This window comes from Hominimerdicola alba 8 (assembly GCF_000178155.2).
GTDB classification, from domain to species: Bacteria; Bacillota; Clostridia; order Oscillospirales; family Ruminococcaceae; genus Hominimerdicola; species Hominimerdicola alba_C.
This window is the reverse complement of record NZ_ADKM02000095.1, coordinates 11,349-34,816: the sequence shown is the minus strand read 5'-3', so window position 1 is coordinate 34,816 and position 23,468 is coordinate 11,349. Positions and strand designations below refer to the sequence as shown.

Genomic DNA, 23,468 nt, shown 5'->3' with positions numbered 1-23,468 from the left:
ATTTTCAACTTCTTACATATTTTTAGTCACCGCTTTGGTGGAATTGTATATCTAACTTTTAAAAATTATACTATTTATTCAGGGTTCTTTTATATATTCTGACTATTCGCGGCGGAGCGACATGCGTGCTGCCATTATCGTGAGGTCATCGGCGTGTGCGCCCTGCCTGCGCGAGATGGCTATGCTGCCCAACCGCTGCACCAGTTCGTCCATGTCGATGATATCTGTATCGGCGGCGGTCTGTGCGAGATATACTGCGGTGTCATCGTCGGCACCGTCGGAAGTCATTATGATGATATCGCCGTCAAACAGTTTTACATCGCATTTATCGGGCGGGCAGTCGGCAAGTATGCCTGCGGGGAAAGAAGTCCCGCCCAGCGGCATCACCGAACCGTCACGGCAGAGGTAGCTTTTCACAGCGCCCGCTTTCAGCAGAGATGCACGCCCTCCGCAGAGGTCTATGCGCAGCATGTCCATCGTTGCAAAACTCTCCTCCCAGCCTTTTACGCGCAGCATGGAGGCGACCAGACGGTGTACAGTGGTCATAGAAAGCCCTGATATCAGCAGCTTTCGGCTGAGGCTGACGGTAAAAGCCGAGTCGAGCCTTGCGCGTTTGCCCGTTCCCATGCCGTCAGACAGCAGAAGGTATTTCTCACTGCCGCCTGCATCAAAGATATCACTGCTGTCGCCCGAATATTCGCCGCCGGCAGATGCCGAGAATACGGCTGCATCGGCTTTGTACGCTGGCAGTTCGGCAAACGACATGCGTATCACGCCCGCTTCGCCCGTGATATCGGGCAGACCCATATCGCAGTCCAGCAGTGACGACACAGATGCCGTCAGCTTGGCGATATCGCCTGTAAATCCGCCGTTTATGAAAGCATCGGCGCGGCGGCAGAGGTCTTCATCGACATACACGCATACTTTTGCGCCCTTGCAGCCCATCGCAGAAAGCTGTTCGCGTACCCTTGCGGAAAGCCCCGCATCTATCGAGCGCACCCGCGATGAACGGAAGCTGAGGTCAGCAAGTATCTCTTCCATTGAGAGAAGCTGGTCGGTCAGCATGCCGCGCAGTTCGCGCATGCGTATATTTTCAGACCTGTCTTCGAGAATGCGCCTGCCCATATCGTTGAAGGCTTCTGCCAGCAGCGCGGGGCGGTCGCAGCATTTTACTGTTTTGTCAGCCATCACAGCGGTGACCGCGCCGCCATTGTCGATGACTGCTTGCAGGCGCGCAAAGTCCGTCGGAGCGCCGCAGTCTTCCTCAAAGCAGATGTGGTAAGACGGGCAGTCGGCACAGAGGTATCTCTTTACCTCAGCGGCTGCTGTGCGTGAAGCAGTGTTCCTGTCCATAGTGACAGTTACCATGTCCAGCCGTTTGCGTATCTCGCTGAGGGTCTGCCCTGCCATCGCCAGCCTTGCGGCGGTGGTCTGTCCGACTATCTCAGGGGTATTGCTGAACCCTGAGATGCGCTTGCCGAGCCGTCTTATCCTGCTTGTCGGTATCATTATGAAAAGCAGCGAACCTGCGGCGATATCCGCGAACATGTGGTAGGTATCGCCGTTTACGCCCACAGCCACAAGGCTCACCAATGATGACACCATGAAACTCATGGCAGCGGCAAGGCTGCCGAATTTTACGAAAGCGCCGCATATCAGCCCCGCAGTCGCGAGAAGAAGTGTGTTGCGTGCAAGGCTCGGGTCGCTGACCAGAACGCCGCAGGCTGTCAGTGCGCCCACTACAGCGCCGCCGAAGCTGCGGTATTTCCTCGCCGCCTGCAAAAGCACGAATGCGCCCAGCGCCCTGCCGGGATTTACTGCAAAAATGTTCACCGAAGCCAGCACGCTGACCGCGACTATGTAAAACATGCCGACGAACACGCCGTTCATGCCTGTCAGGTCGAAAACGCCGCTGCGCCGCGCCGAGTTCATTACCGTCATGGCGATATACACGGTACAGCCTGCCAGCAGTGAATTTATCATGCGCATCGAAGCCACATAGAAGTCTGTAGGCACTGCAACGGTCATCACGCAGGAAAAAAGCATGAACACGCCTGTTACCACCAGTGAGCGGTATATCGGTTCATCGCGGCGGTCACCGAACGGGTCGATGAAGTGTATCGCCGTGATGACCAGCACCGAACATATCTGCACTATGCCTGCTTCAAGCCCGCGATTTAACAGGAAAGCCGTCAGTGTCCCCAGAAAGGCGTACACCGAACAGCCGCCTGCCAGTGATGCCGCCGCCCCGCACATGAATGACGGGAAACCCAGCGTCACCGAAAGACCTGTTATCAGTCCGCCGACGTAGGCTGCGACTCTGTATCTCAGTTTTCTGCCCTTGCTGACAGTGTTTGTGCTTTTGGTCTGCGGAACTGCTTTTTTCTCCGCTGTTTTTACTTTTTGCAGCATATTTATCACGTCCCCGAAATAGAATATTGTCTTTATATCCTATCACACAGGGGGTGTGAAAAGTGTCGTATCTACGCGAGTTTCTTTAGTTCTTCGCTGAAAGTGACAAGCTGTTCCATCTTAAGCTGTTCGGGTCTGACCGCTGCGGGCAGACCGCTGTTTTCCACAGCTTTTGTGACAGCTGCCTTGTCAAGCCCCATACCCGATGAAACAGAGTTCACCAGAGTCTTGCGGCGCTGTGAGAATGCCGCTCTCACCATCTTGAAGAAGAACGCTTCATCGGTGACACCTGCGGGGGTGTCCTCTTTTATGTCGAAGCGCACCACACAGCTGTCAACATTGGGCGCGGGCATGAAACTGCCGCGCGAAACATTGAAAAGTATCTTCGGTGCGGAGAAATAGTTGACCGCCACCGTGACAGCGCCCATATCCCGTGTGCCAACAGGGGCGCAGAGGCGCGTGCCCGCTTCTTTCTGCACCATTACGGTGACCGAGCGTATCCTCAGCCGCTGTTCGAGAAGCATCATAAGTATGGGCGAGGTTATGTAGTAGGGCAGGTTGGCGCAGACTGCCACCTCCAGCCCGTCAAATTCCTCTTCTATCAGCTTGTGCAGGTCTACCTCCATGACATCGGCATTTATGACCTTTACATTGTCATGTTCTGCAAGCGTTTCCTCAAGTACGGGGATAAGGCGGTCATCTATCTCGATGGCTACTACCTTGTCAGCACGCTTTGCGAGTTCGTTTGTCAGTACGCCGACACCTGTGCCTATCTCGATGACACCGAAGCCTTTTTTAGCGTTGCCCATCTCGGCTATGCGCGGGCAGACCGATGGGTTTACCAGAAAATTCTGCCCCAGCGCCTTTGAAAACGTAAAGCCGTGACGCTGCATGACGTCCTTGATGACGCCTATATTTGAAAGATTGTCCATTGTTAACTCCCGTAGTTTTATGAAATAACAGGGTGTGAATTGCCGTCTGAAAATGCAGAACGGTCACAGATATTACAATTTTAGCATATCATGCTCTTTAAGTCAATACTTTTTTGAATATTTTCACATAAAACGGACATACTTTTTTTGAAATTAAGCAAGTTACGCACAATTAAAACGTGGTGCGGCGGCGTGAAAGGCGGCGGAAATGTGAATAATTCGGCATTTTTTGCAGGCGTGGAACTGCCTGCGAGGGTGGTATACATGGCGGGACATCGGGGATATGCTGGTGTCAGTACGGAAAACTTGTCGGCGGCGGCGAGGCTGTGCGGCGGCAGAAAGAGTGCGGGCAAGGTCGGTGAAGCGGCTTACCTTGCCAGGCGGGAACTTTTCGGCGGGGACAGGTGAGATGTCGTCGGGGTGTCCTGAAATGGGTCGCTATAGTTGATTTTACACAAGAAAACGCTTTAATAAATTCACAAATTCTATATGGAAAACTGTTGAAATTATTCCGATAATATTGTACAATATTAATGTAATATCGACTGCGTATGCAGCGGGACAGGAGTCGAATGGATAATGATGACAGCTAACGGTTTTTCATTCTCATATCCAATGGGCGGTGCCGAGTTCGGCTGCCGTCTTGTGTCTGCGCACTCTTGTCACATCTGTATGGGTAAAACACATAGTAAGTTTGACCGAATTTGAAACTGCAACGCTATTGTTGCAGTTTTTTTGGTTTGGAAGGAGTTTGATAAATATGAAGAAAGTCGCAGTAATAATGGGTTCTGACAGCGATTTTCCTGTTGTATCCAAGGCTTGTGCCGAACTTAAGGCTTACGGCGTACCTTATGAGTGCCATGTTATGAGCGCCCACAGGACTCCCGCTATGGCGGCTGATTTTGCTGACAAGGCTAAGGATAACGGCTTCGGCGTTATAATTTGTGCGGCAGGCATGGCGGCACATCTGGCAGGCGTAATAGCAGGTCATACCACACTGCCTGTTATAGGCATTCCCTGCAAGTCCTCAAATCTTGACGGACTTGACGCTCTGCTGGCTACAGTACAGATGCCGAGCGGCATACCTGTTGCCACCGTTGCCATAGACGGCGCGAAGAATGCGGCTATACTGGCTATACAGATGCTTGCACTGTCCGATGAAGGTCTGGCTGAAAAGCTGGAAAAGGCTAAGGCTGATATGATAGAGGGCGTCAAGGCTAAGGACGCGGCTCTTCAGGAAAAGCTGGCTGCACTGTGAGCAGATACAAAGTTCTGCTGTTTGACCTTGACGGCACGCTGATGGACACAGCGCCGGGCATATTCAGCACTGTGCGGTACACGCTGGCAAAGCTGGGGGTGGAAGAACCGCCTCAGCTGAAAAAGTTTCTTGGACCTCCGCTGCTGCGGTCTATGATGGACTACTGCGGGCTGGACGAGGAACGTGCGTGGCAGGCGGTGCGTATCTACCGCGAAAAGTACCCGAAGGACGACCTTTATAACTCGGAGAAGTTCGATGGTGTCGAAGAACTTCTTGCGGGGCTGAAAGCTGAGGGATACACTCTCGGTGTGGCTACAAGCAAGCCTGAGCCTTTTGCGAGGAGTCTGCTGAAAAGGTTCGGGCTGGATAAGTATTTTGACTATATCGGCGGTTCGGGCGTTGACGGCACGCGGGACAATAAAAAGCTGGTCATAGAATATGTACTGGAAAATCTGGGTCAGCCTGACAGAAGCAAAGTGCTGATGATAGGCGACAGAGAGCATGACATCATCGGGGCAGAGCAGTGCGGCATTGACGGACTGTATGCTCTGTGGGGGTACGGCAGTGCGGAGGAAGCGGCTGAATGCGGGGCAGCTTTCACGGCGGCGACACCCGAAGAATGCGGCAGGCATATCGCGGCGGCTGAATGACGGCATTATGTAAAGTAAGTTTTCCCGAAGTTCGCTTTTCGGGAAATGATGAATAGAATTCTTGGGAGAGTAATATATGGGCGGATTTTTTGGCGCGGTTTCGTCGAACGACTGTATACAGGACGTTTTCTTCGGAACTGATTATCATTCACATCTGGGCACAAGAAGAGGCGGTATGACCTCTTATGCGCCTGAGATAGGTTTTCAGAGAAACATTCACAGCATCGAGAACTCACCTTTCAGAACAAAGTTCGAGAAAGATGTAGAGGTGATGCGCGGCAGGGTGTGCATCGGCTGTATAAGCGACACCGACCCTCAGCCGATAATGGTGCGCTCTAAACTGGGACTTTACGCTGTCTGTTCGATAGGCGTTATACACAACGCAGAACAGCTTTCGCAGGAACTTTTGCAGAGCGGCTGTGCGAACTTTGAAACAATGAGCAGCGGCGCTATCAATTCGGCAGGGCTGATAGGCGCACTTATAGCACAGAAGGACAGCTTCGTTGACGGCATAAGATATGCACAGCAAAAGATAGTCGGCACTATGTCGCTGGTAATAATGACCGAGAACAGCATAATCTGTGCGAGGGACAAGGCGGGCAAACTGCCGATACTGATAGGGCAGAGGTCGGACGGCTACTGCTTCTCCTTTGAGGATTTTGCTTACCAGAAGCTGGGCTACAAGACCTGCCATGAACTGAAAGCGGGCGAGATACTCAGGCTGACTAAGGACGGCTATGAGATAATGGCTGAGGGCACAGATGAAATGAGCATATGCACTTTCCTGTGGACTTATTACGGCTACCCCAACGCCAATTATGAGGGCGTGAATGTCGAGGGCATGAGGATACGCAACGGCATGATAATGGCTGAGAACGACATCAAGAACGGCAAACTGCCCGAAGTCGATTATGTATGCGGTGTGCCTGATTCGGGTACGCCTCACGCCATCGGTTATGCCAACAGGAGCGGTATACCTTTTGCAAGACCTTTCATCAAGTATACTCCCACATGGCCGAGAAGTTTCATGCCTACCAATCAGTCGATGAGAAACAGGGTGGCTAAGATGAAGCTGATACCTGTACACGAATTCATCGAGGGCAAGAAACTGCTGTTCGTCGATGACAGTATAGTAAGAGGCACTCAGATGAGGGAAACTGTCGAGTTCCTGTATGAGAACGGCGCTAAGGAAGTGCATATGAGGTCGGCTTGCCCGCCCATCATGTACGGGTGCAAGTACCTGAACTTCTCAAGAAGCACCTCCGAACTGGAACTTATCGCAAGGCAGATAATCGACGAGAACGAGGGCGCTGAGGGCGTTAAGTACATAAGCGAGTACAGCGATACCAATACCGAGCGCGGCAAACTGCTGAGAGATGAGATATGCCGCAGACTGAAGCTGACTTCGCTGGAATTCCAGTCGATAGAGGGCACTGTAAAGGCTGTGGGCAAGCCCGAATGCGGTCTGTGTACCTACTGCTGGGACGGCAGAGAATAAGCCGCAGACGGAAATTTATTTCAACGCAAATAACGATAAAACTATAATTCTTTCCCGCTGACACAACGGCTGTACAGTCTTTCGGCGGGCTTGACGAAAGATAACGTATCAATAAATGTTACTCGTTATAACGTCTTTTTAGCGGCGTTATAATTATGGACGACTATATAAAACTAACAGGATACCCGATGACCGACAGGCGCGGTCTGAGGGGACGTATTAGACCGAAAGGATCAAATTATGAACAATAACAGCTATTCTAACAGCTACAAGGAAGCAGGCGTTGATGTTACTGCCGGATACAAGGCAGTGGAACTTATGAAGCAGTATGTGGGCAGGACTGTCACTAAAGGCGTTATTGACGGTATCGGCGGTTTCGGCGGACTTTTCGAGCTTGATATGACAGGCATAAACAAGCCTGTACTGGTATCGGGCACTGACGGTGTCGGCACTAAGATCAAGATCGCTTTCCTACTGGACAAGCATGACACAGTGGGCATCGACTGCGTTGCCATGTGCGTGAACGACATAATCTGCTGCGGCGCAAAGCCTCAGTTCTTCCTTGACTACATCGCATGCGGCAGGAACATACCCGAAAAGATAGCGAGCATAGTTTCGGGCGTGGCAGAGGGCTGCGTGCAGGCAGGCTGCGCACTGGTAGGCGGCGAAACTGCCGAGCATCCGGGTCTTATGCCTGAGGAAGAGTATGACCTGGCAGGCTTCTCGGTGGGCATCGTTGACAAGGACAAGATACTTGACCCCACCACCCAGAAGGCTGGCGATGTGATGATCGCTATCAAGTCCAGCGGCGTACATTCCAACGGTTTCTCGCTGGTGAGAAAGGTATTCGATGTAAACGAGGAGAACCTCGCCAAGCACTATGACGAACTGGGCACCACACTGGGCGAAGCTCTGCTGACACCTACACGCATCTATGTAAAGGCGATAATGAGCCTGCTGGACGCTGTAAAGGTGAAGAGCATATCTCACATCACAGGCGGCGGCTTCTACGAGAACATTCCGAGAGCACTGCCTAAGGGAATCTCGGCTCAGATAAAGAGGAGCGATGTTCAGGTATTGCCTATATTCGACCTTATCGCAAAGACAGGCAATATCCCTGAGAGGGACATGTTCAACACTTTCAACATGGGTGTGGGCATGACCGTTGTAGTCGATAAGGCTGACGCTGATGCGGCTATCGCGGCTATCAAGGCGGCTGGCGAGGACGCATATGTTCTCGGTGAACTGGTAGACAGCGACATGGGCGTTATAATCTGCTAAAAAATTTTCAGCAAGCCACTCGGCGCGGCAGGTGTCGGGTGGCTTTATCTTAAATCCCAATTTGGTTGTGTATTGTTTCCCCCGCCGAAGGCGGGGGAAACAATACGAAAAAAAGCCATTCTGTATCATCAGCAATACACTTCAGAATTGGGAGTATCTTAATAAGGGTAGATGGAGGAACATTATGAACAAGGGGATATGGGGAAAGATCGTTGATGTTTTCAGTGATCCCGCCCATTGGTCTTACAGAGATAGAGAGGAAGAAAGAACAAGCGGTCTGAACACGCCGTTCATAACAACCGGCGCGGCGGCGGTACTGCTGATAGGTCCCGAACTTTACAAACTGCACAGGGCGGGTCATTTCGCCATTATGACGGCGGTGGGCTTTGCGATGTTTCTGGCAGGGGCGGCGTTCCACGTTTGTGTGATACACAGGGCGTTAAAGAAGAAACTCAGATACGACAAGCGCACAGACTTCCACTCATCGGGCGTGGCGATACTGATAGCTTTTGCCTGCGGAGGGATATTGTATCTGAGGCTGAAGTACAGGCTGTGGTGAATGAAAAACGGAGGTATATTATGGGCGACATCGTACTGAAAAGACAGGACAGCGATGAATGGGCTTTTGTATTTGAAACTAAACTGTGGGGCAGGTCGCTTAAAATAGAGATCCTGACGGAGGACATTGATGTAACTGACAGCACAGCGGCAGAGATACTGCCTGAGGTGGAAAGGGCTGTCGGATTTGTGAACAGCCGCAAAGCCGAGATCATCGCGGCGCTGATAGATGACGATGCACTTGATATGGCTGACGATTGGGCATCATCGGCGGAGGAAGACCCCGATGAAGAGGACTGCTATATAATGGAAGACGGTCGTAAGGTGAGAACGCCGATAAGCGAGGAAGTCTTCACGAGTATGCTGGGTATCGCTGAGGCTTCGCTGGAGTTTTGTGAAGACACTGATAAGATAAGCAACATACAGCTTTATCTGACCTGTGACCCCGACATATTTGCGGGTCATGCCATTGATGTGCAGATAGACGGCGACGGAAACATTGAAGTATGCGGTCTGTGCGGATAGTCGGAATACAGCCGAAGAAAGGGATAATATGCCATTTTCAAAGATTAAACACAGGCTTGAAAATGAATATCTCGCGCCATCGCTGAGAGGACGGGTGACATATTTTGCCACATCTTACTCAAAATGCCCCGACCATGAGGGCAGGGCGGCGATACGTGTTGACGGTGCCGAAGTTTTCAAGAGCAATTATTTTGAGCGAATGATGATACATTCGCAGAAATACCATGAGTTGGAGGAACGCGGCGCGGGTCTTCATGAAAGCTGGATGAAAGCCTTTGATGAAGCCGAAAAAGCAGGCGGATTTGACCATCATGTTTTTTACCGTGAGTTTCAGGCGTTTGACAGTCAGCCCATCGAGGTCAGCCTTGAAAGTGAATTTCCGCTGATACGCATATTCGCCATAGTTGACAGGCGGGTGGGCAAGCGCAGGCTTGCGGCTATGGCTGATGAGATGCACTCGGCGCCGCCGTACATTCAGGCGTTTTATGCTCTGCGGTGTGAAGCGGAGGGCGTAGAATGGAATTGAATTATCAGCGTAAAAAGGGGCTGAAAGATTTCTGGCGGCGGCACAAGCATCAGGTATTCGGGTGCTTTCTGCTGGCGGGGATACTGGCGATATGGTATATCGGCTGGCGGCAGGCTCACCCGAAAGAAGTCGTGGTGGAAGACGCAGGCATGAATGATGCAGACATGGGCGCGTACATGGGCTTTGACAAGCTGGGGCTTGGCTATGATGTCAGCATGGACGGCATTGACGGCGAGATGTTCGATTACAGCATATATTTTGACCATGAGGTGTCACAGGCTGACCGCGATGCGGTATCGGCTGAGATAGACAAGCTGTATGAAAATTACAGCGAAGATGTCTGCTACGGCGATATATCGCTGTGGCAGGACGAGTCGTTCGACAAGGAAAAGGTCATGGTGGTGCTTGATCTCGGAAATGCCGAAGATGGAAGCATGATCACCGACATACTAGAAGCCATCGACCGCGTGGACGGTGTCAGCCGGGTGGTCATAAACGAGGGCGCGGACGAATACTGAATTTTAAGGCGGATTGCTATAGGTGTGCGGAAAATGTATGTGGTTTCTGCACTTTCTGCATAAAACAATGTGAAAGTGCGCGTTTTCGGGCTTTTTTCTGCACCGAAACTACATAAATGCCACAGCGGGTGAATATCGGAGCGCTCGGCTGTGCGGAAAATGTATCTGAAAGGAAGAACGATATGAAAAATATAGTTGTACTGGTATCGGGCGGCGGTACTAATTTGCAGGCTTTGATAGATGCGCAGGAGCGCGGTGAGATAAAGGGCGGAAAGATAAGCTGTGTCATCTCATCAAAAGAGGGCGCGTATGCGCTGGAGAGGGCGGCTAAAGCGGGCATACCCGCCGTCACACTGCCAAGAAAGGACTATGCTGACAAGGTAAGCTACAGCATGGCGATAAAGGAAGAACTTGACCGTCAGAAAGCTGACCTTGTGGTGCTGGCAGGCTTTATGATAATACTGGACGAATGCCTGACAAAGGCTTATCCATACAAGATAATAAATGTTCACCCCGCACTGATACCGTCATTCTGCGGTGAGGGCTTCTACGGGCTTAAAGTACACGAGAAAGCCCTTGAATACGGCGTGAAAGTCAGCGGCGCGACTATACATTTCGTGAATGAAGAGGCTGACGCGGGCGCGATAATACTACAGGGCGCTGTTGACATCGCTAATGATGAAACTCCCGAAACTTTACAGCGCAAGATAATGGAAAACGTTGAATGGAAACTCCTGCCAAAGGCGGTGTCGCTGTTCTGCGAAGACAGGATAACCATAAAGGACGGCAAGGCTTACGTTGATCTGAAATAATGCTTGCAATCGGCGGGATTATCTGGTATAATATAAAGTGAGGTGATATGCGGTGGAAAAGACATTTTATATCCCCCTTAAATACAAGGCGGGCGACTATCTAGCCGCAGAACTTCCGAAACAGGGCGAATGCCTTGTCATCGAACAGACAAAGTTCGATTACCTGATATATCTGCTGCCCGTTTACGGAACTGAGGTCAGGCGCTATTCGGTCAAGACCGAAGATGCCGAAAAGACCATGCGGGTCAGATATAATGATGAAGGCGACATAGTGCTGGTCGATGTGATGAGCGGAAAATACAGGTGTCCTGTCTATTTCAACATCGCAGATGATGACTCGGCAAAAGCAGTGATATATCACTTTTGCAGTTTAGAGGGCGAAAGGCTCTGCGAGAGCATATTAGAGCGCAGTGCTAAGGTGTCACGAATTTTTATCGAGAAGTTCTATGACGGTGAATCGGTGGATTTTTCGGTGAAGACAGCAAGCCCCGAAGAAGTTGCGGCAGTGAGAGCGGTCGGCGGTGACAGTGCGGCTGACAACAGCGGCGAATACAGCAATGAATACCGCATCAGCTGTGACTGCGATACATGGAGCACGATGCTGGTCTGCTGTCCGCCCGAAACAAGAGCTGATATGTTCGGCTTCGGGTCGTTCATCATGCAGAGAGCCATCGAAGAGAACGCTATTCCAAAGCTGAACAAGGCGGCGGATTTCAGATTTATACTGAATGAGTATGACTGAACGTCCGTACAGTAGAAGAAAATACCCATTGATGATATCATCAATGGCAAACATACAGACAATAACAAGGAGGTCATTTCAAATGAAAACACTTGACATTTATGAGGAACTTAAGAGCAATTCCTATCCCGGAAGAGGCATCATCATCGGCAAGAGCGCTGATGGCAAAAATGCGGTGACTGCTTACTTCATCATGGGCAGGAGCGTTAATTCACGCAACAGAGTATTCACCGAAACTGAGGACGGCATAAAGACTGAGGCTGCCGATCCTTCCAAGCTGTCAGACCCCCATCTGATAATCTATTCGCCTGTAAGGGTGCTGGGCAACAAGACCATAGTTACAAACGGCGACCAGACCGATACTATATATGAACTGATGGACAAACAGCAGACTTTCGAGCAGAGCCTTCGCACAAGGGAGTATGAGGACGATGCGCCCAACTACACCCCAAGAATTTCAGGCATAATGCACGTTGGTGACGGTCAGTATAACTATGCCATGAGCATACTGAAATCTGCTGACGGTGACCCCGACAGCGTAGAGAGATTTACTTTCAGCTATTCGACCCCTGTTGCAGGTTACGGTCACTTCATACACACCTACATGGGTGACGGCAGTCCTCTGCCCAGCTTTGAGGGTGAGCCTAAGAAGATAACCGTTCCCAACGACATCGACGAGTTCACCGATGGTCTGTGGAATGCGCTGAACGAGGACAACAAGGTGTCGCTGTTCGTGAGATTTATCGACATCGAAACAGGCAAGGCGGTTTCAAAGATAGTTAACAAGTATTCAAAGTAAACGAGTGATATTTTAACGAAAGATAAGGAGCGAAGACGATGAGTGATTATGTTGAGATAATAGAAAATGACGGAAGTCTTGATGTGATGTTCTACATTGACCGTGACGAAATAATGGCTATAGGCGAAGAACTTGCGGCGATAAACGCAAATGCCTACATGAACGGTTATAACTGGCAGGCTTTGCTTGACTGCTATATAACAAAGTTCGCACCGGGTCTGGCATTCGCTTTTGAAGCTGACAGCGAGGCAGATATGTTTGCGGCGTACTTTGAGAAGTCTGAGGAGGGCGCGAGAAACGCAATGACTCTGGTGAATATCATAAAGTCGCTCATAGAAGACAAACAGAAGTTGTTCCGTTTCGTAAGTGAGTACGGCGATGAGGTGGACTGGGACTGACACAGCTTTCCTGACAGGGTGATACATAATGGAGATAAAAGCAATGAACTGCCCTAACTGTGCGGGCAGTATAACGTTCGCTGTGGGTCAGCGGACGGCGAGGTGTCCTTACTGTGACTCGACACTGGAAATAAAACCCGAAGCGGCAGAGGTAACGCTTGAAAAAACAAAGCGCGCATACCGCAATATATCAGACACAAGGGCTGAATACGCGCGGCGGGTCAAAAAATGGAAGATAATAGCATGGGTCTACTATGTGGTGGTATTTGTGATGATGGCGATAGGTTCTGTCGTCATAGAGCGCACTTATGAGGACTCGGATGCGTATGACTTAGGTATGACGATGATAGTCATGGCGCTCATCTCAGGATTCGCCATGCCGCCTATCCTGACGTTCATAGTGCCGCCTGCTCCCGAAGAGGTAGAAGAGCCGCTGAGGTTACAGGGCGGCTGGATGAGATATATAAAGCTGGTCGGCTTGGCGGTTATGACGGTGCTTGCAGGCTTTCTGGCAGGATATGTGATATTTAATTCTATGACACCCTCTGAGGCACAGCTTGAAAGAGAAGCGGCGAGCAGTGGATATGCGGCTGTCGTGACGGTGACTGAAAGCGAGGTCTGATTTGGCTGAGTTCCCGAAATTTAAGTATCACCCCGAACCGATAGGCACTAAGGCTTTCAAAAAGGCGGACGAGCCGCGTGTGTGTCAATGCTGCGGCAAAAAGACTGAGTATGTATATGAAGCCCCGTTCTTTTCGGCGGAAAATGTGGAGGTGCTTTGCCCGTACTGCATAGCTGACGGCAGTGCCGCAGAAAAGTTTGACGGCGAATTTCAGGACGCGGCAAGCTGTGACAAGGTCGATGATCCCGCAAAGACGGAGGAACTTACAAAGCGCACTCCCGGCTACATCGGCTGGCAGCAGGAATACTGGCTCGCACACTGCGGCGATTACTGCGCGTTCGTGGGATATGTGGGCATGGAAGAACTGGAAAAAATGGGTCTGGCAGACAAGACGGAAGACATTTACAGAAAAGACGCGGCATTTTTCGACCTTGATACAATAAGAGAGGGTCTGTATAACGGCGGCAGTCTGCAAGGATATCTGTTCAGATGCCTTTTATGCGGGAAGTATCAGCTTTATGCCGACTGTGACTGAATGTCGCTTCCGGAGGTAACAAAAGATGAACAATAATGAATATACAAGCGGAAGAAAAAAGGCTTTGGGCTGGTGCATCGGATTATCACTTTTGCCGATAGTTATAGAGCTGGCGGCAGGCGAAGAACTGATATTTGCGGTGCTTGGGACACTGCCTTTCCTGCTGATAATATGGGGGCTGTACTATTATCTCACCAAAGGCGTGCGCAAAGAACACAAGCGTTCTAAAATGGTGTACAAAGGCAACCTTGATGAAGCACTGAAAAACTGCCGCAACGTGAAGAACAACGTGGCACTGCTGGATCAGGGCATCTACTATTTCGGGTCATGTCACCTGTCGCTGTACAGCGAGATAGACCATCTCCAGCCGAGATACTACGGTCAGCAAAGCTACAACGACAAGAAATTCGAGCTGTATATCTACGGCAAGAATATCTATGACAGACCCATTGATGTTATCAAATTTTCTTCACGCGAGGAAACCGAAAAATTCATCGAATATGTGAAGAGCGTTTCTCCCGTCGAACTGACAGTAAACGAACCTGCGGGCGCACCGTCGGGCAAGGAGATGGACAGCATGGTGAGAGCGGCGATGGGCGATGCGGTGGCTGACCAGATGCGTCTTGACAAGCTGTCGGCTGAGCAGATAGATGCCAGGATCAACAGCAATGACGATGTGATGATGGTAAAAGACCCCGACGACCCGATGTTCCGCAGTGCGAGCTTTTATAATCATGGCAACGGTGTAAGAGTAGCACGCAGGGACGAAGACAAGAAAAAAGTCGATTCCGATGATTTCTTCGGCAAAGTGCCGATAGTTACAAAGCAAAAAGACGCGGATGATGCGCGTTAAAAGATAATAATTAACGGAGGTAATCACAATGGCAAATGAGATGCTTTTGAAGTACGGCTGTAATCCTAACCAGAAGCCGTCAAGAGTTTTTATGGAGGACGGCAAGGATCTGCCTATCGAGGTGCTGAACGGCAAGCCCGGTTATATCAACCTGCTTGACGCATTCAACGGCTGGCAGCTGGTAAGAGAACTTAAGGCGGCAACAGGCATGTGCGCCGCAACTTCTTTCAAGCATGTTTCACCTGCGGGTGCGGCTATCGGCAGACCGCTGACCGAAACTGAGGCAAAGATCTATTTTGTTGATGATCTGGGCGAACTTTCACCGCTGGCATGTGCTTACGCAAGGGCAAGAGGTGCTGACAGAATGTCCAGCTACGGCGATTTCATCGCACTGTCTGATGTTTGCGATGTTCCCACCGCAAAGATGATACAGAGAGAGGTTTCCGACGGCGTTATCGCACCCGGCTACACCGATGAAGCGCTGGAGATACTCAAGTCAAAGAGAAAAGGCACTTACAATATCATCAAGATAGATGAAAGCTATGTGCCCGCTGAGATAGAGCGCAAGCAGGTATTCGGCGTTACTTTTGAACAGGGCAGGAACGAACTTAAGATAGACAAGGCACTGCTTTCAAACGTTGTTACCGACAACAAGGATATCCCCGATGACAAGCTGGAAGACCTCATCATCTCGCTGATAACCCTTAAGTACACACAGTCGAACTCTGTATGCTATGTAAAGAACGGTCAGGCTATCGGCATCGGTGCAGGTCAGCAGTCGAGAGTACACTGCACAAGGCTGGCAGGCAGCAAGGCTGACAACTGGTGGCTGAGACAGAACCCTAAGGTAATGGCACTGCCTTTCAAGGACGATATCCGCAGACCCGACCGCGACAACGCCATTGATGTCTACATTGGTGACGAGTACGAGGATGTACTGGCTGAGGGCGAGTGGCAGAGGATATTCAAGACCAAGCCCGAACCGCTGACTGCTGAGGAGAAGAAGGCATGGCTTGCAAAGAATACCGATGTTTGTCTGGGTTCTGACGCATTCTTCCCGTTCGGTGACAATATCGAGAGGGCTAAGAAGTCGGGCGTTGCTTACATTGCAGAACCGGGCGGTTCTATCAGAGATGACAACGTTATTGAAACATGCAACAAGTACGGCATGGCTATGGCGTTCACAGGCATCAGACTGTTCCACCACTGATAAACGAAAAATACACTGCATCGCGGACGCTGTCTTGTGCGGCGGCGTTCTGCGGGGCGGTTTGCAGTACAATAGCAATCCACCTTAAAATTCAGACAAAATCCAGTCACAAAATCCATAGATCCGAGCTTTTGCGACCGGATTTTGTGAATTTAAATAGTTGGATTGCTATAAGAAAGTAAGATGAAAGTCTTGCGGTCGGGAACGGTCGGCAAGACAAAGAAGTGTGATATACATGAGAAGATTTGCGATGGCTGCACTGGCGGCGCTGATGTCTGTCAGCCTTGCGGGGTGCGGCGACAAAGAAAAGAATGACGGTTCGGGCAGGGTGAAGAAAATGCCGCCCATTACCGAAACTACAGCGGCAGAAGATGCGGCTTCGGCTGAGGAAGTGTCTTCCGCTGTGACAGATGGTACTGTCACGGCTGTGCCGCAGTCGGAAATATCCGACGAGAGCGCGGTGGTCGTTGAGATAAAAGACCCCGCAGAGAGCGGTACTGAAAGCAAGGCGGAAGCTGTGCAGGCGGCGGGTGCGCCGTTCACTTTCAAGGCTGATGAGAGCAAGTGGGCGGTGACTGCTGACGAGGTGAGCGCGGCGATAACATACAACGCCGATGACATACAGTACGCAAAAGGCAACTGCACCATAATGATAAATGCGCGTACTGTGCCCGATATGGCAGACCGACTGCTGAGTGACCTCGCAGATGCCATTATCGACTCAAAGGGACTGACCGATTCGGTCAAAGTCAATACTCGGGGCGACAGTGTGCTGAACGGTCACGAGGCGTATTATCTTGACTGCCTGTATACCGTCAATGGCGTGGAATTTGACCTTGACATAAACGTAATGGCAGAGGGTACGCAGGTGATAGAGGTGTGGGTGATCTCCTACAAGGAATGCACCGAAGCTATGCAGGCAAACTATGATGCGGTGCTGGATACCATCGCTTTTGCGTGATAAAATGCGGCTGTTCCCGCGCAGGCTGAACGCTGAGAGGACAGCTGAAAAATGATCTCAATAAAAAGGACGTGTTTGATATGAAGATACTGGTAGTTGGCGGCGGCGGACGCGAGCACGCTATGATTGCAAAGCTGGCACAGTCGCCTAAGGTGGAGAAACTCTACTGCACACCCGGCAACGGCGGCATCTCGGCTATGGCTGAGTGCTTTGATGTGAGCGCCACCGATATAGACGGCGTGGTAGCACTTGCTAAGAAACTGGCTGTTGACCTCGTGGCTGTTGCACCCGATGACCCGCTGGTGCTGGGCATGGTAGACGCTTTGCAGGCTGAGGGCTTCAAGACTTTCGGACCAAAGAAAGCGGCGGCTATCATCGAGGGTTCAAAGGTGTTCTCGAAAGAACTGATGAAGAAGTATAACATACCCACTGCGGGCTATGAAGTTTTCAGCGACAGCGAGTCTGCCATAGCTTATGTAAAACAGCAGAACAGCTATCCGACAGTCATCAAGGCTGACGGTCTGGCACTGGGCAAGGGCGTTATACTGGCACAGAACGAGGCTGAGGCTGTTGAAGCCATCAAGGATATGATAGACGGCAAGAAGTTCGGTGAGTCAAGCGCAACTGTCGTTATAGAGGAATTTCTGACAGGTCCCGAAGTATCGGTGCTGAGTTTTACTGACGGCAAGACCGTTGTGCCAATGCTTTCTTCGATGGACCACAAGCGTGCGCTTGACAACGATGAGGGTCTTAACACAGGCGGAATGGGTACAGTAGCGCCCAATCCCTACTATACAGAGGACATCGCAAAGCAGTGCATGGAGAAGATATTCCTGCCGACCATAAATGCCATGAATGCAGAGGGCAGGACTTTCGAGGGCTGTCTGTACTTCGGACTTATGCTGACACCGAAGGGTCCTAAGGTGATAGAGTACAACTGCCGTTTCGGTGACCCCGAAACACAGGTGGTACTGCCGATGCTCAAGACCGATCTGGTGGACATCATGGAAGCCATCTACGACCACAGGCTGAGCGAACTGAACGTCGAGTGGGCAGAGGGAAGCTGTGCATGCGTCATAATGGCGAGCGGCGGCTATCCGCTCTCTTATCCTAAGGGCATCGAGATAAAGGGTCTTGACGATAAGGGTCAGGCTGAGGGCGTGCAGGTGTTCCACGCAGGCACCAAGCTGTCTGACGGCAAGTTCCTGACCAGCGGCGGCAGAGTGCTGGGCGTTACCGCAAAGGCTCTGACACTGAAAGCGGCGCTGGAAAAGGCGTATGCAGGCGTTGACAAGATCAGCTTTGAGGGTGCGCATTTCAGGAAAGACATCGGTCAGCGTGCGCTGAAAGCTATCGACAATACCGACCCGCTCCATCTCGGATATAAGGACGATATGGAGGACTACATAGAGGAAAACGGCGTTTACCTCAGACAGTGACAGATACAGTAAACATCAAAGCTCTGCGCTATTAAGTACGGTACGCATAAAGAAGTTTTACGCCATAGTATTTCTGATGTAAGGTCAGAAGTACTACTTGTAAAGTCCAAAGGGAACAAGACTTCACAAAAAGTTTACAAACAAAAATGATGAAAACAGTAAGAAATTGGCAGGTCGAATATCGCTAAAACTTAATAGAATCAAGGCTTTTGGGCGTTCCATATAATTTGGAACGCCCTTTTTTGTTCCTGTTATTACGCTTTGTTCCCTGCAATTACACTAAGGGATAATTATAAACCGAAAGGGTGTTTCTCAGTCAATGAGAGACACCCTTTTTCTATTTCAGAGAGATGGAGGAGATATGTATGCGTGAGATCAACTGGGCTGAACCCTTTGACAAGCCCCTGTCGGGTGCTGCTAAGGGTGTCCTTGCGACAATGATGTGTCTGCCCGAGAGCGACTATCTGACCGCTGAGGAATTGTACAGCCGTTTCAAAGCTGACCCTCCGATGGTCATTGATGATGCAATCGCAGAGCTGATGAGCGAGGATAAGCAGTTTCTTATCTGCGTGAATGGCAGATATGCTGTAAACAAAATGAAACTGTTGGAGATAAATACGATCTGAGGAGAGATAGCTATGTCTAAGCTGATAAAAAGATTATCGGGAGACTTCACGATAATCAGCAACAAGGTATTCAGAAATAAAAAGCTGGGTGTTACCGACCGTGGTACGCTCTGCACGCTGCTGTCGCTCCCCGACAATTGGAACTTCTCTATCAGAGGGCTTGCAGCTATCCTGCCAGACGGTGTAACGAAGATTGAAAACAGCCTGAACCGTCTGGAGTATGACCACCATTACCTCAAGCGTGTGCGTGTCTTTGAGAACGGCAGGATCATTGATTGGGACTACATTATCAGTGACGAGCCTATGGATGCCGATGAAGATGAGGACGGCGGCAATGTTGAAAATGTTGAAAACTCATCTGCTTCTGCCCCACGAGATACGGATATTCAAGATGCTGAATTACTTGATACGGAAAACCCGTATCTTGAAAAACGACATCTTGAAAACCCGGACGCATATAAAGAACTAAATAATCAAGAATCCAAAAATAAAATACTGTGTGATAAAGAATCCACCAATCAATCCGCTTCTGTACAGGAAACGGATTCTGTTGAAACTGTTGAAAATCTGATTGATGGAGTGATTGAGGGATACAGCACAGACACAAAAAGAATCAAGAGTATCATCAAAGAGCATATCGAATACGAAGATTATCTCCAATGGATAAGGCTTTTCGGCAAGGATATGACAACTGCTGAGATCAAACAGCTTGTGGATAAGCTGGCTAAGGCTGCTACATCGGGCAAGGGTCGAGTCATCAATGACGAGAGCTTCTCGAAGTACGAAGTCCAGGAGGCTGTGCTGAATCTGAACAGAGAGTGCATTGAAATGGGCTATGAGGTGCTTAGGCAGAAGGCGCCGGGAACAGTCAATAACCGCACAGGCTATCTTGTCAGTGTGCTGATAAAGCTCGGCAGCGAGTATGACCTTGTTGCAAATTCCGAGGAGCGCAGTATCAAGTACGATGTTCAGCAAATGCTCCACTATGATGACTTCGACTGACCGCAAAGGAGGTGGTGCGTATGATTGTGAGGTGACACTATGCCCGAATACAAGGCAGTAGACAAGCTGTTTTATTCTTTCCACAGCGAGTTTGAAGCTATCGTCATGGACATGATCGCTGAAAAGACGGATAAGCGTATCATAGACACGATGTTTGAGGATTTTGACCGCTTGCAGGAAGAATATCACGAAAAGCTGAGACAAATATGCAGAGAGGACGGTGAAGAACGTGGCTAAGACTATCTACACACAGTTTGATGAGATGGTGAATTACGATAATATCGTAAAAATCGGCATCAAGACAAATTGGGAGGACGCTGATATTTCCGATGACGGCACTATCGCTCCCGATTTTGAAATGGTCGGCAGAGATATTACGGGGCTTGAGATCCCTATCGGCATCTACAAGACCTATGAGGAAGCGGAGGAAGCTGTCAAGGCACTCCATGAGTGGTTCAAGAATCAGGCGTATGCCGTTTACGAAGTCCCCAAGCCGGAGGGAGCTGATACCTGATGGCTAATGACTACGAAAACGGCACGAAGAAAACGATAGATCTGACAATCAAGGCGGAGAAGATCAGCTCGGATATTCTCAAAGAAGCCTTGCAGGAGTTTATGGCAGGCAAGGCTGAAAAGAAAGGGCGAATGTCCTATCGTCAGCTGGAAAAGAAGTCTGACAGCAAGCTCGACAGCATTGAGGTCAGCGAGGACAATATCGGTGATTTCCTCAAAACGGCGAGAAAGTACGACGTTGACTTTGCCCTGAAAGCGGACAAGTCCACCCAGCCGGCAACCTATCATGTTTTCTTTTCAGCAAGCAAGACTGAGAACTTCAAGAAAGCGTTTACCGAATACGTCGGGAAAAACGCTAAGACAAACCAGCGTGGGGTGTTCACGAGGGAGCAGTTAAAGAGAGAAGCTGCCCGTGTTGCACAGTCACCGCACAGGAAACACAGATCGAAAGAGAGAAAAAGGGAGACACACAGATGATCGAACATACCTATCCCCCGACACCAAGAGCAAGGGGCGATGATGTTTTTACGGCGAACTTTTATGCCGATAACATGAGAAAGGCTTTATCTGCCGAGTGCAGATCAATACCCGAAAGCTAAAAAAGGTCATTCTGAAAGCCTTACCCTATGCGATCTTTGCGTATGCAGGCAACCTTATCGGCTATGCGTACCGAACAGCGGAGGGCAACGGGTTTCAGGAGAAGATACTCCCTTTTATGAGCAATCTCGGGGTCGCTTTTGCTAAGGTCTTTCCCAGTTTACACCCGTTGGATATTCTTTTCGGCTTGGTTCTGGCGGGTGTGATGAGGTTAGTCCTCTATGTCAAGTCGAAAAACAAGAAGAAGTTTAGGCAGGGCGAAGAATACGGCTCTGCTGTATGGGGTACGGAAAAGGATATTGAGCCTTATATGGACTTATCCAACCCCGAAAACAACGTTATCCTCACGAAAACAGAATCCCTGACGATGGGCAAGCCCTCTGCTCCGAAGTTTGCGAGAAACAAGAACATTCTTGTGATCGGCGGTTCAGGCTCAGGTAAGACACGATTTTTCGTAAAGCCGAATCTGATGCAGATGCACTCCTCCTATGTAGTGACCGATCCGAAAGGTACGGTGCTTGTGGAGTGCGGTCATCTTCTTGCAAGGGGCAGACCGCTGAGAAACAGCGAAGGCAAGATAGTGTATCAGAGGGACGGCAAAAACGGCTATAAGAAAGATAAGAACGGCAAGCCTATGCCTGTTTATGAGCCGTACACTATCAAAGTATTTAATACCATTGACTTTGCCAAATCCATGCACTATAACCCTTTTGCCTATATTTCCGAAAGAAACCGTGAGAAGGACATACTCAAATTCGTGGAAGTCCTGATCAAGAATACTTCTTCCTCTCAACAGCCAAGTGGTGATGACTTTTGGGTAAAGGCTGAGAAGCTGTTATATACGGCGTATATTGCAATGATCTTTACTATCTATCCCGAAGATGAAAGAAACTTTGAGACTTTGATAGAAATGATCAATTCTTCCGAATGCAGAGAGGACGATGAAGAATTTAAGAACGCTATCGACATTCAGTTCGATATGCTTGAAAGCTGGCTTAATGGTACATTTCCTTCTGAGGAAGAAATTGACGAAGCCTTAAAAATAGAAAAAGATAAATCGGAAAACCCTAATAGTTCCGATGATACAGAAGAAAGTGAGAGCAAACTTCCTTATGATGCCCAAGCCTATGACGAATACCGCTGTTGGAGCAGAAATTCTCCTGTAAGCGAACAGCAAAGGCTCGGCGCATTTGCTCTCAAACAATACAAGGCGTACAAACTTGCCGCAGGCAAAACGGCTAAGTCTATCTTAATTAGCTGTTCGACACGTTTAGCGCCTTTTGCCATAGATGAAGTTCTGGAGATAACTTCGTATGACGAACTGCACCTTGATATGCTCGGTGATGAGCTGTCAGCGCTGTTTGTAATAATCTCCGATACTGACGCAACGTTCAACTTCCTCGTTGCGATCATGTATTCACAACTTTTCAATCTGCTGTGTACCAAAGCTGACAACAGCGACGGCGGCAGATTGCAGTACCATGTGCGGTGTCTCCTGGACGAGTTTGCGAACATCGGTGAGATACCTCAGTTTGAAAAGCTGATAGCGACTATCCGAAGCCGTGAAATATCGGCAAGTATCATCTTGCAAGCTAAGAGCCAGCTAAAGGCTATCTACAAAGACAATGCAGACACAATTGAAGGCAACTGTGATACGATGCTGTTTCTCGGTGGTAAGGAGAAGTCCACGCTGAAAGAGATCTCTGAAAGTTTGGGTAAGGAAACTATCGACAGTTTCAATACCTCCACAAACAGAGGTCAGTCGGAAAGCTACGGCATGAACTATCAGAAACTCGGAAAGGAGTTGAAGTCACAGGACGAATTAGCCGTAATGGACGGCGGAAAATGTATCTTACAGCTTAGAGGAGTGCGTCCGTTCTTCTCTGATAAATACGATATAACAAGACACAAAAATTACTCTGAACTTCTTGATGCAGATCCGAAGAAAAAGTTTGACATTCAAAGTTTTGTTAGTGACCGAAGTGGGATGGTTTCAAATATTTCTCCGAAAGATCAAATAAGTCAATGGGTGATCGACAAGTCAAGTTCCGCCTTAAAGGAAGTTACCTATCCTGCTGATGCGACAGAAAGAGAAAATGCAGAAGCAGAAGCTGTTTACGATGCCGACTCCGAAACAGATATAGACGGAGATACGGCAAACAGCTAAGAACCCGAAAAATAAAAAAGAGATAATCGGGTGA

General features: G+C 49.6%; 28 protein-coding genes. 26 read left to right on the top strand and 2 right to left on the bottom strand.

Annotation, left to right across the window (positions count from 1 at the left end):
- Window positions 1-102 precede the first annotated feature (102 nt).
- Together CUS_RS11885 and rsmA are read right to left on the bottom strand one after the other, a co-directional pair.
- Window positions 103-2,412: a SpoIIE family protein phosphatase gene (locus CUS_RS11885; RefSeq protein ID WP_002851036.1), complete on the bottom strand. Its 2,310-nt coding sequence runs from the start codon at window positions 2,410-2,412 to the stop codon at window positions 103-105.
- A 71-nt stretch (window positions 2,413-2,483) separates the two neighbouring features.
- On the bottom strand, window positions 2,484-3,344 hold the full coding sequence (gene rsmA / locus CUS_RS11880) for a 16S rRNA (adenine(1518)-N(6)/adenine(1519)-N(6))-dimethyltransferase RsmA (protein WP_002851072.1): 861 nt from the start codon (window positions 3,342-3,344) through the stop codon (window positions 2,484-2,486).
- 147 nt (window positions 3,345-3,491) lie between these two features.
- On the opposite strand from rsmA, the gene CUS_RS11875 reads away from it, so the two are divergent.
- The 26 genes from CUS_RS11875 to CUS_RS18690 all read left to right on the top strand — a co-directional run bounded on the left by CUS_RS11875 (window position 3,492) and on the right by CUS_RS18690 (window position 23,434).
- Window positions 3,492-3,752 carry a hypothetical protein gene (locus CUS_RS11875; protein ID WP_157769525.1) on the top strand — a complete coding sequence of 87 codons (261 nt, stop codon included), beginning with the start codon at window positions 3,492-3,494 and terminating at the stop codon, window positions 3,750-3,752.
- Window positions 3,753-4,104: 352 nt separating this feature from the next.
- Window positions 4,105-4,602, top strand: a complete 498-nt coding sequence (gene purE / locus CUS_RS11870; RefSeq protein WP_002851000.1) for a 5-(carboxyamino)imidazole ribonucleotide mutase — start codon at window positions 4,105-4,107, stop codon at window positions 4,600-4,602.
- Entirely contained in the window at window positions 4,599-5,252 is a 654-nt protein-coding gene (locus CUS_RS11865; protein ID WP_002851081.1) for an HAD-IA family hydrolase, read from the top strand. Before purE ends, CUS_RS11865 begins: the two co-directional genes overlap by 4 nt.
- Window positions 5,253-5,328: 76 nt before the next feature.
- Window positions 5,329-6,750 (top strand): amidophosphoribosyltransferase, encoded by a 1,422-nt coding sequence (locus CUS_RS11860; protein WP_002851041.1) that lies wholly within the window; start codon window positions 5,329-5,331, stop codon window positions 6,748-6,750.
- A gap of 240 nt (window positions 6,751-6,990) precedes the next feature.
- Window positions 6,991-8,031: a phosphoribosylformylglycinamidine cyclo-ligase gene (gene purM, locus CUS_RS11855; protein WP_002850986.1), complete on the top strand. Its 1,041-nt coding sequence runs from the start codon at window positions 6,991-6,993 to the stop codon at window positions 8,029-8,031.
- Window positions 8,032-8,215: 184 nt separating this feature from the next.
- Entirely contained in the window at window positions 8,216-8,590 is a 375-nt protein-coding gene (locus CUS_RS11850) for a hypothetical protein (protein ID WP_002851034.1), read from the top strand.
- A 20-nt stretch (window positions 8,591-8,610) separates the two neighbouring features.
- Complete coding sequence (locus tag CUS_RS11845) at window positions 8,611-9,114, top strand: DUF2262 domain-containing protein (protein WP_002851055.1); 504 nt, start codon at window positions 8,611-8,613, stop codon at window positions 9,112-9,114.
- Between the two features lie 28 nt (window positions 9,115-9,142).
- The gene (locus tag CUS_RS11840) at window positions 9,143-9,640 is read left to right on the top strand and encodes an SF0329 family protein (protein ID WP_002851052.1); all 498 of its coding nucleotides are present in this window, start codon (window positions 9,143-9,145) and stop codon (window positions 9,638-9,640) included.
- Window positions 9,631-10,158: a hypothetical protein gene (locus tag CUS_RS11835; RefSeq protein WP_002851059.1), complete on the top strand. Its 528-nt coding sequence runs from the start codon at window positions 9,631-9,633 to the stop codon at window positions 10,156-10,158. Before CUS_RS11840 ends, CUS_RS11835 begins: the two co-directional genes overlap by 10 nt.
- A gap of 182 nt (window positions 10,159-10,340) precedes the next feature.
- Window positions 10,341-10,970, top strand: coding sequence for a phosphoribosylglycinamide formyltransferase (gene purN, locus CUS_RS11830; RefSeq protein WP_037277240.1), 630 nt, complete (start codon window positions 10,341-10,343; stop codon window positions 10,968-10,970).
- Window positions 10,971-11,022: 52 nt separating this feature from the next.
- Window positions 11,023-11,712: a hypothetical protein gene (locus CUS_RS11825; RefSeq protein WP_002850996.1), complete on the top strand. Its 690-nt coding sequence runs from the start codon at window positions 11,023-11,025 to the stop codon at window positions 11,710-11,712.
- Window positions 11,713-11,794: 82 nt separating this feature from the next.
- Window positions 11,795-12,511 carry an IMP cyclohydrolase gene (locus tag CUS_RS11820; RefSeq protein WP_002851009.1) on the top strand — a complete coding sequence of 239 codons (717 nt, stop codon included), beginning with the start codon at window positions 11,795-11,797 and terminating at the stop codon, window positions 12,509-12,511.
- Between the two features lie 38 nt (window positions 12,512-12,549).
- Window positions 12,550-12,909 carry an Imm51 family immunity protein gene (locus CUS_RS11815; protein WP_002850988.1) on the top strand — a complete coding sequence of 120 codons (360 nt, stop codon included), beginning with the start codon at window positions 12,550-12,552 and terminating at the stop codon, window positions 12,907-12,909.
- A gap of 28 nt (window positions 12,910-12,937) precedes the next feature.
- Window positions 12,938-13,531: a hypothetical protein gene (locus tag CUS_RS11810; RefSeq protein WP_002851030.1), complete on the top strand. Its 594-nt coding sequence runs from the start codon at window positions 12,938-12,940 to the stop codon at window positions 13,529-13,531.
- Window position 13,532: 1 nt separating this feature from the next.
- Window positions 13,533-14,066 (top strand): CbrC family protein, encoded by a 534-nt coding sequence (locus CUS_RS11805; protein ID WP_002851035.1) that lies wholly within the window; start codon window positions 13,533-13,535, stop codon window positions 14,064-14,066.
- Between the two features lie 25 nt (window positions 14,067-14,091).
- Complete coding sequence (locus CUS_RS11800) at window positions 14,092-14,919, top strand: hypothetical protein (protein ID WP_002851077.1); 828 nt, start codon at window positions 14,092-14,094, stop codon at window positions 14,917-14,919.
- A 28-nt stretch (window positions 14,920-14,947) separates the two neighbouring features.
- Window positions 14,948-16,129: a phosphoribosylaminoimidazolecarboxamide formyltransferase gene (locus tag CUS_RS11795; RefSeq protein WP_002851074.1), complete on the top strand. Its 1,182-nt coding sequence runs from the start codon at window positions 14,948-14,950 to the stop codon at window positions 16,127-16,129.
- Between the two features lie 235 nt (window positions 16,130-16,364).
- Entirely contained in the window at window positions 16,365-17,090 is a 726-nt protein-coding gene (locus tag CUS_RS11790; protein WP_157769524.1) for a hypothetical protein, read from the top strand.
- An 80-nt stretch (window positions 17,091-17,170) separates the two neighbouring features.
- Complete coding sequence (gene purD / locus CUS_RS11785) at window positions 17,171-18,529, top strand: phosphoribosylamine--glycine ligase (protein ID WP_002851063.1); 1,359 nt, start codon at window positions 17,171-17,173, stop codon at window positions 18,527-18,529.
- Window positions 18,530-18,894: 365 nt separating this feature from the next.
- Entirely contained in the window at window positions 18,895-19,155 is a 261-nt protein-coding gene (locus CUS_RS11780; protein ID WP_002851028.1) for a hypothetical protein, read from the top strand.
- A gap of 12 nt (window positions 19,156-19,167) precedes the next feature.
- Window positions 19,168-20,157, top strand: a complete 990-nt coding sequence (locus CUS_RS11775) for a hypothetical protein (protein WP_002851011.1) — start codon at window positions 19,168-19,170, stop codon at window positions 20,155-20,157.
- Between the two features lie 39 nt (window positions 20,158-20,196).
- Window positions 20,197-20,394 carry a hypothetical protein gene (locus tag CUS_RS11770; protein WP_002850033.1) on the top strand — a complete coding sequence of 66 codons (198 nt, stop codon included), beginning with the start codon at window positions 20,197-20,199 and terminating at the stop codon, window positions 20,392-20,394.
- On the top strand, window positions 20,387-20,671 hold the full coding sequence (locus tag CUS_RS11765; protein ID WP_002851049.1) for a hypothetical protein: 285 nt from the start codon (window positions 20,387-20,389) through the stop codon (window positions 20,669-20,671). The genes CUS_RS11770 and CUS_RS11765 overlap by 8 nt, the downstream gene beginning before the upstream one ends.
- Entirely contained in the window at window positions 20,671-21,147 is a 477-nt protein-coding gene (locus CUS_RS11760) for a PcfB family protein (RefSeq protein ID WP_002851070.1), read from the top strand. The genes CUS_RS11765 and CUS_RS11760 overlap by 1 nt, the downstream gene beginning before the upstream one ends.
- Window positions 21,144-21,269 (top strand): hypothetical protein, encoded by a 126-nt coding sequence (locus CUS_RS20670; RefSeq protein ID WP_002850069.1) that lies wholly within the window; start codon window positions 21,144-21,146, stop codon window positions 21,267-21,269. Before CUS_RS11760 ends, CUS_RS20670 begins: the two co-directional genes overlap by 4 nt.
- A gap of 116 nt (window positions 21,270-21,385) precedes the next feature.
- On the top strand, window positions 21,386-23,434 hold the full coding sequence (locus tag CUS_RS18690; protein WP_227945365.1) for a VirD4-like conjugal transfer protein, CD1115 family: 2,049 nt from the start codon (window positions 21,386-21,388) through the stop codon (window positions 23,432-23,434).
- Window positions 23,435-23,468 lie beyond the last annotated feature (34 nt).